The sequence below is a fragment of the Lutibacter sp. genome (genome assembly GCF_021647475.1).
Lineage (GTDB): Bacteria > Bacteroidota > Bacteroidia > Flavobacteriales > Flavobacteriaceae > Lutibacter.
In genome coordinates this window covers 1-12,867 of the sequence record NZ_JAKIUR010000020.1, presented here as the reverse complement: position 1 = coordinate 12,867, position 12,867 = coordinate 1, and the positions used below count along the sequence as shown (strand labels likewise).

The window sequence follows — 12,867 nt, the reverse complement described above, 5'->3', positions numbered from 1 at the left end:
ATACTATGCACTTTTCTGAATTAAAAAAATCCATTTCTTATATAATTGAAAACAATACTAAAACTTCAATCAAATTACAATCCATTTGTAATTTATTAAAAAATGAAGTTGAATATTACAATTGGGTTGGATTCTATTTTAAAAATGAAGCTAAAAATGAATTAAAACTTGCTGAATTTGCAGGTAAACCAACAGAGCATACTATTATCCCTTTTGGAAAAGGAATTTGTGGTCAAGTAGCTGTTAGCAACCAAAATTTTGTAGTTCAAGATGTTACAGAACAAAACAATTATATTTCTTGTGGATTGCAGGTTAAAAGTGAAATTGTAGTTCCTATTTTTGTTAATAATGAAAACATTGGGCAAATTGATATTGATTCTCATACTAACAACCCTTTTTCTAAAAAAGACGAGGACTTTTTAGAATATGTTTGCTTAAAAGTTGCTACACTTTTTTAATTTCATAATAATAACCTGAGTTCGACCTAAGGATTTACTTTAAATAACTGAAAATCAAAATGTCATTGCGAAAATTATAAATGTAGTGCCATAATTTGAAGTAATCTTTTCATAAAAATGAGATTGCTTCCTCATTTCGCTTTGCTTCATTCATCGCAATGACGTAGCTTGTTGATTTTCAACCCGGTATTTATTTTCTTACATCGAACTCAGGTTAATAGCTATTTATTAAAAATTTAACTCAAAAACAATTTTTAGTTTCATTAAGCTAACTATATTTGCACTTATTTTTACTAACCCTATTTTAGTTGACCATGTTAAATAAAAAACCTATTAAATATGTTCGTAAAAAAATTGCTACACTAAATAATAAATTGAAAAAGAGTAAACCAAATATTAATTTAGAAAATTATAGTGAAATGGTGGAAAATTTTCATAAAAAACTTAAAGAGAATTAACCACCGTTAAGTATTGTTTAAGCAACTGATTATTATTAGCTTTGCCAAAACAAACAACACACTAATGAATACTACTAAAAAACCGAAAACTGCCTTAATATCAGTATTCAACAAAGATGGATTAGCTCCAATTGTTAAAAAACTTGCAGCGTTAAATATTGAAATTTATTCCACTGGAGGTACTGAAAAATTCATTAAAAATTTAGGAATTAATGTTATCCCTGTGGAAGATTTAACTTCCTATCCTTCTATTTTAGGAGGAAGAGTTAAAACATTACATCCAAAGGTTTTTGGTGGAATTTTGGCTCGAAGAGAAAATGCTGAAGATTTATCACAACTTGCAACTTACAAAATTCCTGAAATTGATATTGTAATTGTAGATTTATATCCGTTTGAAAAAACAGTTGAAAGCGGTGCTTCTGAACAAGAAATTATTGAAAAAATTGATATAGGAGGAATTTCATTAATACGAGCTGCCGCTAAAAATTTTAAAGACGTAATTTGTGTTTCTTCAATTAATCAATATGAAGATTTTGAAAAACTTCTTTCTGAAAACAATGGAGAAATTTCTTTAGAAAACAGAAAAGCATTTGCCGCCAAAGCATTTGCAGTTTCCAGTAATTACGATACTGCAATTTTTCATTATTTAAACAAAAACGAAACAGCTTTTAGAGCTTCTTTTGATACAGTTTCAACACTCCGATATGGTGAAAATCCACATCAAAAAGGATTGTTTTATGGTAATTTAAATGATTTGTTTGATAAACTTCACGGAAAAGAATTATCCTATAATAACTTATTAGATGTTGATGCCGCAGTAAATTTAATGAATGAATTTAAAAATGATACACCAACATTTGCCATTTTAAAACATAACAATGCGTGTGGGTTAGCACAAAGAGATACTTTAAAACAAGCCTATATTGATGCTTTAGCCGGAGATCCAACTTCTGCTTTTGGTGGCGTTTTAATTTCTAATAAAGAAATTGATGTAGCCACGGCAACAGAAATTCATAAGTTATTTTGTGAAGTGGTTATTGCCCCTAGCTATTCAAATGAAGCACTAGCTATTTTAAAAGGTAAAAAAAATAGAATTATACTAATTCAAAAAAACGTTCAATTACCAAATGCCCAATATAGAACAGCTTTAAACGGAATTCTTTTTCAAGATAGAAACAACAAAACAGATAACCAAAGCATTGTTACAAAAGCAACAGATAAAAGCCCTACGGATAAGGAGTTAGATGATTTATTTTTTGCATCTAAAATTTGTAAACATACCAAATCTAATACCATTGTGTTAGCAAAAAACAAACAACTTTTTGCAAGTGGAACTGGGCAAACAAGTCGTGTTGATGCTTTAAATCAAGCTATTGAAAAAGCCAAACATTTTGGATTTAATTTAAGTGAAGCCGTAATGGCAAGTGATGCTTTTTTCCCATTTCCTGATTGTGTAGAAATTGCACATAATGTTGGAATTGATACGATAATTCAACCTGGCGGATCTATTAAAGATCAATTATCTATTGATTATTGTAATAAAAATAAAATGTCTATGATATTTACAGGAACACGTCATTTTAAACACTAATTTTAGTAACTTTGAAAGATTTCAAAAAATAATTTAATAAAAAGGTATATTATATGGGTTTTTTCGACTTTATGACTGAAGACATAGCCATTGATTTAGGTACTGCAAATACGCTTATAATTCATGATGGTAAAGTAGTTATTGATGCACCATCAATTGTAGCTAGGGATAGAAGTACAGGAAAAATTATTGCAATTGGTAAAAAAGCCAGTTTAATGCAAGGAAAAACGCATGAAAATATAAAAACAATTAGACCTTTAAAAGATGGTGTAATTGCCGATTTTGAAGCTTCAGAGCAAATGATAAAGGAATTTATTAAAGGTATTCCTACTATTAAAAAACGTTTTTTTTCTCCTTCATTACGTATGGTAATTTGTATTCCTTCAGGAATTACTGAGGTTGAAAAACGTGCAGTAATTGATTCAGCTGAACATATGAATGCTAAAGAAATTTATTTAATTCATGAACCTATGGCAGCTGCTATTGGTATTGGCATTGATATTATGCAACCAAAAGGAAATATGATTATTGATATAGGAGGTGGTACTACAGAAGTTGCCGTTATTGCTTTAGGAGGTATTGTTTGTGATAAATCTGTAAAGGTTGCTGGTGATGTTTTTACATCAGATATTACCTACTATATGCGCACACAACACAATTTATATATAGGTGAGCGAACTTCTGAAAAAGTTAAAATTCAAGTAGGTTCAGCTACTGAAGATTTAGAAAATCCGCCTGAAGATATGCTTGTTCAAGGACGAGATTTATTGAGTGGAAAACCTAAACAAGTTCAGATTTCCTTTAGAGAAATTTCAAAAGCTTTAGATAAATCCATTTTACGAATTGAAGATGCCGTTATGGAAACCTTATCCAAAACACCTCCAGAATTAGCAGCCGATATTTATAATACTGGAATTTATCTAGCAGGTGGTGGTTCTATGCTAAGAGGATTAGACAAGCGTTTATCAAGAAAAACAGATTTACCCGTTTATGTCGCAGAAGATCCGTTAAGAGCTGTAGTTCGTGGAACAGGTATTGCATTAAAAGATCTTGAAAGGTTTAAAAATGTGTTAATGAAATAATAAATTTTCACATCTCAATATATGCAGCAATTATTTTATTTTATTCGAAAATTTAGATACTTTCTGTTATTTTTATTGTTAGAAATTATTGCTTTAACGCTTACTATCCAAAATCATTCTTATCAACAAAGTAAATTTATAAATTCAGCTAATTTTATTAGTGGTGGCATTTATAATAAAGTAAGTTCAATTACTGATTTTTTCAACTTAAAATCTGAAAACAAACGATTATCAGAAGAAAATAATCATTTAAAAAATTGGATAGAAAAAAACAAACAAATAACTGTAAATAAGATTGTTACATCTATTGATTCCAATAATTATTCACAAAAATATCAATATATTTCTACCAAAATTATTAATAATAATTATTCAAAAAGAAATAACTTTTTAAGTTTAAACAAAGGAACTAAACAAAACTTAAAAATAGATTTAGGAGTTGTAAATAGTAAAGGTATTATTGGAGTTATTAAAAATATTTCTGCTAATTATGCTACTGTTTTATCTATTTTAAATAGCAATTCTAAAATTAATGTTCGTCTTAAAAAAAGTTTTCATTTCGGAACTTTAGTTTGGAATGGTAAAAATTATAATGTTGTTCAAATTACTGATATTCCAAGGCAGGCAGTTATTAAAGTTGGTGACACTATTATTACTGGTGGAAAATCTGCAATTTTCCCAGAAGGTATAAAAGTTGGAGTTGTTAAAAACTTTAAGTTTGAAAACAATCAATATAAAGAAATTAATGTTTCTCTATTTAATGATATGAGTGCATTAAGCTATGTTCAAGTAATTATTAATTATCAAAAAAACGAACAAAAAAAAATAGAACAAAACAACTTTGATGAATAACGTAGTTTTTAAAAATATGGTTCGGTTTATTTTACTTGTTTTATTTCAAGTATTAGTTTTTAATCATATTAATTTTTTTGGGCACATTAATCCGTTAATCTATATAACTTGGGTGGTTTTATTTCCTATTAAAAAAAATAAAAATTTACTATTACTTTCAAGTTTTTTTCTAGGTATTTTAATTGATGCTTTTTCAGATTCAGGTGGAATTTATACCGCAGCTATTTTATTTATAGCCTATTATAGACTTCCTATTTTAGAAATGGTATTACGGAAAACCGATTTTGATTATGTGCTTTTTAATATAAGAAATATTCCCATTAACAAATTGTTATTATATATAACTATTTTGACTTTATTAGATACTTTTATTGTATTTTTATTAGACTACTTTAGTTTATCTGATATAGGTATAATTATTTCTAACACTATTTTAACAAGTATATTTACCATATTACTCAGTTTTTTTGGAATTTTATTATTTACTAAAAAAAATAAATGAAACGAAAAGGACTTTTATATTTCTCCATTATTTTAATTGGATGTGTATTTTTAATCAGGCTTTTTTACTTACAAGTTTTAGATAATGCGTACCACAATCCGATAAAAAATAATTCTGCCGTAAAGGTAAAATACAGTTACCCTGAACGAGGTTACATTTATGATAGAAATGGTGTATTGCTAGTTGCCAACCAATTATCTTATGACATTATGGTAATTCCAAGAGAAGTTAAACCATTGGATACCATTGAATTCTGTAGCTTATTAAAAATCACTAAAAAAGATTTTATAAAAAAATTAAATCGAGCAAAACACTATTCTACCAGAATTCCATCAACATTTTTAGCTCAAGTATCCAAAAATGACTATGCTTATTTACAGGAAAAAATGTATAAGTTTAAAGGTTTTTATATTCAAAAAAGATCACTTAGAGAATATCCTATAAATTCTGCTCCAAATGTTTTGGGTTACATAAGTGAAGTAAATGAAAACATAATTAAAAAGAAATCTTATTACCAACTTGGTGAATTAATTGGAACTGCTGGCGTTGAAAAAACCTATGAAAACGTATTAAGAGGCACAAAAGGAGTTCAATTTATACAACGCAACCGATTTAATAAAGAAGTAGGATCTTATAAAAACGGAATTTATGATACTTTACCTATTCCAGGTAAAGACATTAATATTACTATAGACACCAAACTTCAACAATACGGTGAGGCTCTAATGAAAAATAAAAGAGGAGGAATTGTTGCCATTGAACCAGCAACTGGTGAAATTTTAGCTTTAGTATCTTCACCAACTTATAATCCTAATTTAATGGTTGGCAGAGATCGATCTAAATATTTTACAAAGCTATATTTAGACACTATAAATAAACCATTGTTAGATAGAGGTTTGCAGGCGTTATATCCACCGGGTTCTCCGTTTAAAATTATGATAGCTTTGGCAGGATTACAAGAAGGAGTAATTACTCCTGCCTCAACAGTACGTTGTTTTGGTGGTTACCGTTATGGTAACAGAAAAAATGCTTTTATGAGTTGCCATTGTAGCACCCATGGATCTCCAGTAAATTTAGATAAGGCAATTTATAGATCCTGTAATACTTATTTTGCCACAACATATCGAAAAATAATAGAAAAATACCCAACTTCAGCAGAAGGCATGGATGCATGGAATAAAGATATAACCAGTTTTGGCTTAGGAAAATTTTTAAATAATGATTTATCCGTTGGAAAAAGAGGATTGATTCCAAATGGAAATTATTACAATAAATGGTATCCAAATGTTCGTTGGACAGCAACTTATAATATTTCTAATGCTATTGGGCAAGGTGAAATTTTAACTACTCCAATTCAATTAGCAAATATGACTGCTGCTGTTGCAAATCGTGGATTTTATTATACACCACATATTATAAAAAAAATACAAGGAACAACAATTCCAGAAAAATTTAAAAAAATTCATAAAACAGCTATTGATAAAAAATATTTTGAGCCAGTAATTAATGGCTTATTTAATGTTTTTGAAAAAAAACACGGCACAGCACATTCTTCAAGGGTAAACGGAATTGAAATTTGCGGAAAAACAGGTACTTCTCAAAATCCACATGGACAAGACCACTCTATTTTTATAGCATTTGCACCTAAAGACAATCCAAAAATTGCAATTGCAGTTTTTGTGGAAAATGGTTATTGGGGATCACGTTGGGCTGGTCCAATTGCTACCTTAATGATAGAAAAATATTTAAAAGGAAAAACAAGTCGCCCTTATCTAGAAAATAGAATGTTAACTGGAAGTTTGCAAGATGAGTATGACAAGCAACTAATTGAAGAAGAAAATGAGAAATAGAACTAACAATATTTTTTACGGAATAGATTGGGTTTTAGTACTGCTTTACTTAGCACTCATTTTTTTAGGCTGGTTAAACATTTATGCAGCTTCTGTTTCCGAAAATCATACTAGTTTAATAAATTTTTCCACTGAATACGGAAAACAACTGATTTGGATTGGCTTAAGTTTTCCTTTAATAATTTTAATATTAATTTTTGATGCTAAATTTTATACTAAATATGCCTCTTTAATCTATTTAGGTAGCTTATTATCCCTAATTGGTTTATTTATACTAGGAAAAAATATAAATGGAGCAACTTCATGGTACAGTATTGGTGGAATTAGCATTCAACCTTCAGAATTTGCAAAAGCAGCTACAGCGTTGGCTATTGCAAAATTAGTGAGTGACAAACAGTTCAATTTAAAAAAGCTCAACACTCAATTTCAAGCATTTTTAATTTTGTTTTTACCAGCCATTTTAATTACCCTTCAACCCGATCCTGGTTCTGCTTTAGTATATACAGCTTTTATATTTGTTTTATACAGAGAAGGATTACCTCTTTATTACGTTTTATTAGGTTTTATTTCTGCTACACTTTTTGTAATTACACTCTATTTTGGATATAAATTAACATTATTAGCTTCTCTGATTGTATTTTCTATCATTATTTTATATTTTGTTTTCTACAGAACTAAAGCTTTAAAAAGAGGTTGGCTCCGTTTAGTAGGTATTTATTTAATTGCCATTTTTTATATTTTTAGTGTTGATTTTGTTTTTAATCATGTTTTTGAACAACGACATAGAGATCGGTTTAATATTCTTTTAGGAAAAACTACCGATATAAAAAGTATTGGATATAACACTAACCAATCGGTTACTACAATTGCATCTGGCGGCTTTTTTGGTAAAGGATTTTTGCAAGGTGAACGCACCCAAGGAAATTTTGTACCAGAACAACAAACCGATTATATTTTTAGTACGGTTGGTGAAGAATGGGGTTTTGTAGGAAGTGCTACAGTAATTCTCTTATTTGTAGTATTTTGTTTAAGAATTATTCATATTGCTGAACGACAAAAATCAAAATTCAGCAGAATTTATGGGTACAGCATTGCCTCTATATTTTTTATGCATTTCACTATAAATATAGGAATGGTAACAGGCTTGTTACCTACAATTGGAATTCCACTACCATTTTTTAGTTACGGAGGGTCTGCTCTTTGGGGATTTACCGTTTTGTTATTTATTTTTATAAGATTAGATGCTAACCGAACCAACGAATGGTGATTATATAGTACAAAAAAAGCATCCCTAATTTAGGATGCTAATTATTTTATTAAAGTAGAAAGTGCTACTAAAGTGCAGCTACAAACTTCGCTAATTTAGATTTAACATTACTCGCTTTATTTTTGTGAATAACATTATTTTTAGCTAGCTTATCAAGCATTGCAACTACTTTTGGAAATAATTCCTCAGCTTCTTTCTTTTCAGTTAAAGCACGTAAATTTCTAACAGCATTACGTGTAGTTTTATGCTGATATTTGTTTCTAAGTTGCTTAACTCTATTACTTCTAATTCTTTTTAATGCTGACTTGTGATTTGCCATTTTAAATTTTTTATAAATTTTGTAGTCCGTAGGGGAATCGAACCCCTGTTACCAGGATGAAAACCTGGCGTCCTAACCCCTAGACGAACGGACCATTGTTAAACTATTACTTTTATTTCGTTATAGCGGATGCAAAAATACAACTATTTTTTATTCTGCAAAACTTTTTAAAATAAAATTAATATGCTTTTGCAAATAAAACTCTTTGCTCTGATTTTTCACCAGAAAATACACACTTTCCTTCTTCTTTTTTATTATTTAAAGGAATACATCTAATAGTTGCTTTGGTAAGCTCTTTTATTTTTTCTTCTGTTTCATCTGTACCATCCCAATGTGCAGAAACAAAGCCGCCTTTAGTATTTAAAACTTCTTTTAACTCTTCAAAAGTTTCTACTTCTGTAATATGAGTATCTCTATAGTTTAATGCTTTATCAAATAAATTTTGTTGAATTTCTTCTAAAGTTGTTACAATATAATTTTCTATATTTTCTTGTGAAATAGTGTTTTTTTCTAATGTATCTCTTCTAGCTACTTCAATAGTGCCATTTTCTAAATCGCGTGGACCTATTGCCAAACGCAAAGGAACACCTTTCAATTCATACTCCGCAAATTTCCACCCAGGTTTAAAAGAAGTTCTATCATCAAATTTTACTGACACTCCAAGTTTTCTTAATTTTTTAACAATTTTATCAACCCTTTCAGAAATTAAATTTAATTCTTCTTCCGTTCTATGAATTGGAATTATTACGACTTGTATAGGTGCCAAATTTGGAGGCAATACCAAACCCAAATCGTCAGAATGCGTCATAACTAATGCTCCCATTAATCTTGTAGAAACTCCCCAAGAGGTTGCCCAAACATATTCTCGTTTTCCTTCTTTTGAAGTAAACTTAACATCAAAAGCTTTGGCAAAATTTTGTCCTAAAAAATGTGAAGTTCCTGCTTGTAACGCTTTCCCATCCTGCATTAAACCTTCAATGCAGTACGTATCAATAGCTCCAGCAAAACGCTCACTTTCAGATTTCACCCCTTTTATTACTGGCATTGCCATATAATTTTGAGCAAAATCAGCATAAATATCTAAAATGGTTTTAGCTTCTTTTACTGCTTCAATTTTAGTCGCATGTGCCGTATGACCTTCTTGCCATAAAAATTCTGTTGTTCTTAAAAACAATCTCGTTCTCATTTCCCAACGGACTACATTTGCCCATTGATTTATAAGTAAAGGTAAATCTCTATAAGATTGAATCCATTTTCTATAAGTATTCCAAATAATAGTTTCAGAAGTTGGCCTAATTATAAGTTCTTCTTCTAACTTAGCTTCTGGGTCAACAATAATTCCACTACCATCTTCTGCATTTTTTAATCGATAATGGGTTACTACCGCACATTCTTTAGCAAATCCTTCTACATGAGCAGCTTCTTTACTTAAATATGATTTTGGTATAAGTAATGGAAAATACGCATTTTCATGTCCTGTTTCTTTAAACTTCTTATCTAATTCCGCTTGCATTTTTTCCCAAATTGCATAACCGTAAGGTTTTATTACCATACAGCCTCTTACTCCTGAATTTTCGGCTAAACCTGCTTTTACTACAAGTTCATTATACCATTTGGAATAGTCTGTTTCTCTAGTTGTTAATTTCTTACTCATAATTAAAGTTTGGCATAAATATTGCAACTTTTTTATCAAAAAGTACTAATTTTGACAAAACTAATTCTTTTTTGATTGTTCAACAATAAAAAACTAAACAGATTATGAAAGTTTTAAAATATATTAACAAAAAAGGCTCTAAAATTAGCTTACTAGCTATTTTAACACTGAGCTTAATTTCTTGTGGCACTTATCAAAGTGCGTACAATACAGATGATGATGGCATTTATGCTTCTGACAATCAACAACAAGAAGTAGTAGTTATTGAAAATAATAATTCTAATTTTGATCAAAATTATTTTTCTCGCCAACTAGAAGATATGAAAGATGTTGATGAAAATGATTCTTTCACCAATATAGATGATTATGTTTCTGATGCTAATGTAGATAAGTATCAAAATGATTCTATTGAAAATTTGGATAATGCTCCTTGGGAATATTCAAAAAACGTAACCGTAACTATTGATAATGGTTATTATGGTTATAATAATTATTGGTATAATCCTTTCTATTATAATTATTATAACTACTACCCATATTATTACGATTATTACAACAATTTTTATCCAAGCTATGGATATCCTTATTATAGTTATAATCCATTTTATTACGAGTATTATGGCTATTATGGAAATGGATTTTATGGAAATTACTATTCTCCATACTATAATTATTACTCACCATATTACAATAATTACAGATACAATAGATATTATAGACAATATGACAGTTATGGTAAACGAACCGCTTACAATACTCATAGAAGAAACTTATCAAGAAGTACTTCTATAAGGAACAATTCTACAAATAGATATTCTACCAATAAGCGTAGAACAACAACTTCTACAAGAAGAAACTCTACAAACGCTGTAAATAGAACTTATAGAAATTCTAATGGTTCTAATAGAAATAGACAAATAAATCGTCAACCAACAAGAAGTTATAATAACACTATCAGAAGAAGTCAAAGTCCTAATAGTAGCCCAAGAAGGTCTGTAACTAAGACTAGAAGAAATATGGCTCATAATTATTACCCATCTTCTGAGCGTAATAACCCAAGATATTACACAAGAACTAATTCAAGGAAAGTTAAAGAAAATCCAAAAAGTACAGTAAGAAAGAGTTATTCTTCAAATAATAAAAAAAGAAGAAGTACTAATTATAATTACACAAATACAAAAAAAAGGTCTAGTTCAAATAACACTTCTTATAATAGACCGACAAGAAGTTACTCAAACAGTAGTAGCAACCAAAGAAGTTATTCAAGACCTTCAGCCTCTGCAAGGTCATCATCCTCAAGTAATAATTCATCTAGAAGAAGTAATAGAAGAAATTAAAAAAACACAATCATGAAAAAATTATTTTTAATAGCAATGTTAAGCATTGCCTACATAACCACGGCTCAAACTTTAAGTTATAATGATATTGGAGTATTGTTTTCACACGAAAACACAAACGGAACAGCACGTTTTAATGCAATGAGCGGAGCCTTTGGAGCTTTAGGTGGAGATATTTCAGCAATGGATATTAACCCTGCCGGAGCGGCTGTTTTTTTAAAAAGTGAATTTGCAGTTTCGTTAAACAACAGAAATACGCAATTAAACGCTAATTATTACGGAAACAATGAACAAACGGAAAATGATTACACTAATCTTTCACAAGCTGGTGGCGTTTTTGTGTTTAGAAATTTTCAGGGAAATCAAGGTTGGCAAAATGTAGCTATTGGATTTAATTATAGCATTTCTAACGATTTTGAAAATCAGTGGTTTGCAAATGGCAATAGTGGCTTTGCACCAATCACAGATTTATATGATAATAATCCTGTTGTTTACGGAAATTCTGACGGTCAACATATTGAAAATTATACTAGTGGAAAAACCGATAAATACACGTTTTCTATCGCTTCAGAATATAATGATAACTTATATTTAGGAGCCGCAATAAGTACTTACAATGTAAATTATTATCAAAATGTACTTATTGAAGAGTATAATAATGATGGAAGCGGTAATACTTTTGACGTATCGCAAACCCAAGAATTAAGCACTTATGGTGATGGATTCTCATTTAATTTAGGTTTAATTTCAAAACTAAATGAAAATGTCAGATTAGGTTTGGCTTATCAATCTCCTATTTGGTACACTTTATCGGAAGATTCTATAGATTATGACGTAAGTATTTATGAAAATGATATTAATACAATTAATGATTATTCTGGCGATAATGCTTTTGATTATAAACTTAGAACACCAAGTAAATTAACAGGAAGTTTTGCTTATATTTTTGATAAACAAGGATTAATAAGTGTAGATTATAGTTATAAAAATTACAGCAACATAACACTTACCAATGCCAATTTTTCAGATGAAAATCAAGCTTTTAATACAGATTTGAAAGGCGTTGGAGAATTGAGAATTGGTACCGAATGGCGTTTTGATAATATTTCTTTAAGAGGTGGTTATCATATAGAAAAAAGTCCTTATAAAAATGCGTTGAGTTCTGATAATATTGACGGTTTTTCATTAGGAGCAGGATTTAAGTTTAAAGGTGGAAACTTTGATGTTGCCTATCAAAAATCAAGTTACACAGCACCATACAATGTTTATCCTCAATACAACCAAGTTGATGCTACAAACTTAAATATTGACAATTCTAAACTAACGGCAACCTTAGTTTTAAATCTTTAACTTTAACTCGTTGTGCATTTTGATAAAATTTCGTCAATTCCTTTAGATTAGCAAACTGATAAAAACATTTAAATTTGTTAAAAGAAAAAGAATGGGGTGAACTAGGTCAGTTCGTAGTTTTTGATAACTAACACTCGTATTAGTCCC

11 protein-coding genes and 1 tRNA gene are annotated in these 12,867 nt (G+C 29.4%); 9 read left to right on the top strand and 3 right to left on the bottom strand.

Going from position 1 to position 12,867, the window contains the following annotated elements:
* Positions 1-5: 5 nt before the first annotated feature.
* The 7 genes from L3J60_RS06475 to rodA all read left to right on the top strand — a co-directional run bounded on the left by L3J60_RS06475 (position 6) and on the right by rodA (position 8,060).
* Positions 6-458, top strand: a complete 453-nt coding sequence (locus L3J60_RS06475) for a GAF domain-containing protein (protein WP_291974680.1) — start codon at positions 6-8, stop codon at positions 456-458.
* Between the two features lie 522 nt (positions 459-980).
* On the top strand, positions 981-2,507 hold the full coding sequence (gene purH, locus L3J60_RS06470; RefSeq protein ID WP_291974679.1) for a bifunctional phosphoribosylaminoimidazolecarboxamide formyltransferase/IMP cyclohydrolase: 1,527 nt from the start codon (positions 981-983) through the stop codon (positions 2,505-2,507).
* Positions 2,508-2,560: 53 nt separating this feature from the next.
* Entirely contained in the window at positions 2,561-3,589 is a 1,029-nt protein-coding gene (locus L3J60_RS06465) for a rod shape-determining protein (protein WP_291974678.1), read from the top strand.
* A gap of 21 nt (positions 3,590-3,610) precedes the next feature.
* Positions 3,611-4,441, top strand: coding sequence for a rod shape-determining protein MreC (gene mreC, locus L3J60_RS06460; protein ID WP_291974677.1), 831 nt, complete (start codon positions 3,611-3,613; stop codon positions 4,439-4,441).
* The gene (locus tag L3J60_RS06455; RefSeq protein ID WP_291974676.1) at positions 4,434-4,943 is read left to right on the top strand and encodes a rod shape-determining protein MreD; all 510 of its coding nucleotides are present in this window, start codon (positions 4,434-4,436) and stop codon (positions 4,941-4,943) included. The genes mreC and L3J60_RS06455 overlap by 8 nt, the downstream gene beginning before the upstream one ends.
* Complete coding sequence (gene mrdA, locus L3J60_RS06450) at positions 4,940-6,793, top strand: penicillin-binding protein 2 (RefSeq protein ID WP_291974675.1); 1,854 nt, start codon at positions 4,940-4,942, stop codon at positions 6,791-6,793. Before L3J60_RS06455 ends, mrdA begins: the two co-directional genes overlap by 4 nt.
* Complete coding sequence (gene rodA, locus L3J60_RS06445; protein ID WP_291974674.1) at positions 6,783-8,060, top strand: rod shape-determining protein RodA; 1,278 nt, start codon at positions 6,783-6,785, stop codon at positions 8,058-8,060. The genes mrdA and rodA overlap by 11 nt, the downstream gene beginning before the upstream one ends.
* Before the next feature lie 67 nt (positions 8,061-8,127).
* On the opposite strand, the gene rpsT is transcribed toward rodA, so the two are convergent.
* From rpsT to proS, 3 genes are all read right to left on the bottom strand, one after another.
* The gene (gene rpsT, locus L3J60_RS06440; protein WP_291974673.1) at positions 8,128-8,379 is read right to left on the bottom strand and encodes a 30S ribosomal protein S20; all 252 of its coding nucleotides are present in this window, start codon (positions 8,377-8,379) and stop codon (positions 8,128-8,130) included.
* Between the two features lie 22 nt (positions 8,380-8,401).
* Positions 8,402-8,473 (bottom strand) — tRNA-Glu (locus L3J60_RS06435).
* A gap of 84 nt (positions 8,474-8,557) precedes the next feature.
* Positions 8,558-10,033, bottom strand: coding sequence for a proline--tRNA ligase (gene proS, locus L3J60_RS06430; RefSeq protein ID WP_291974672.1), 1,476 nt, complete (start codon positions 10,031-10,033; stop codon positions 8,558-8,560).
* Positions 10,034-10,137: 104 nt separating this feature from the next.
* Here proS and L3J60_RS06425 point away from each other — a divergent pair, with 104 nt between their 5' ends.
* Both L3J60_RS06425 and L3J60_RS06420 read left to right on the top strand, forming a co-directional pair.
* Entirely contained in the window at positions 10,138-11,370 is a 1,233-nt protein-coding gene (locus L3J60_RS06425; RefSeq protein WP_291974671.1) for a hypothetical protein, read from the top strand.
* A 12-nt stretch (positions 11,371-11,382) separates the two neighbouring features.
* Positions 11,383-12,720, top strand: a complete 1,338-nt coding sequence (locus L3J60_RS06420; protein ID WP_291974670.1) for an outer membrane protein transport protein — start codon at positions 11,383-11,385, stop codon at positions 12,718-12,720.
* Positions 12,721-12,867 lie beyond the last annotated feature (147 nt).

Coding starts and splice junctions, on each gene's coding strand:
- L3J60_RS06475 (WP_291974680.1), top strand. CDS start 6: ATGCACTTTTCTGAATTAAAAAAATCCATTTCTTATATAATTGAAAAC.
- purH (WP_291974679.1), top strand. CDS start 981: ATGAATACTACTAAAAAACCGAAAACTGCCTTAATATCAGTATTCAAC.
- L3J60_RS06465 (WP_291974678.1), top strand. CDS start 2,561: ATGGGTTTTTTCGACTTTATGACTGAAGACATAGCCATTGATTTAGGT.
- mreC (WP_291974677.1), top strand. CDS start 3,611: ATGCAGCAATTATTTTATTTTATTCGAAAATTTAGATACTTTCTGTTA.
- L3J60_RS06455 (WP_291974676.1), top strand. CDS start 4,434: ATGAATAACGTAGTTTTTAAAAATATGGTTCGGTTTATTTTACTTGTT.
- mrdA (WP_291974675.1), top strand. CDS start 4,940: ATGAAACGAAAAGGACTTTTATATTTCTCCATTATTTTAATTGGATGT.
- rodA (WP_291974674.1), top strand. CDS start 6,783: ATGAGAAATAGAACTAACAATATTTTTTACGGAATAGATTGGGTTTTA.
- rpsT (WP_291974673.1), bottom strand. CDS start 8,379: ATGGCAAATCACAAGTCAGCATTAAAAAGAATTAGAAGTAATAGAGTT.
- proS (WP_291974672.1), bottom strand. CDS start 10,033: ATGAGTAAGAAATTAACAACTAGAGAAACAGACTATTCCAAATGGTAT.
- L3J60_RS06425 (WP_291974671.1), top strand. CDS start 10,138: ATGAAAGTTTTAAAATATATTAACAAAAAAGGCTCTAAAATTAGCTTA.
- L3J60_RS06420 (WP_291974670.1), top strand. CDS start 11,383: ATGAAAAAATTATTTTTAATAGCAATGTTAAGCATTGCCTACATAACC.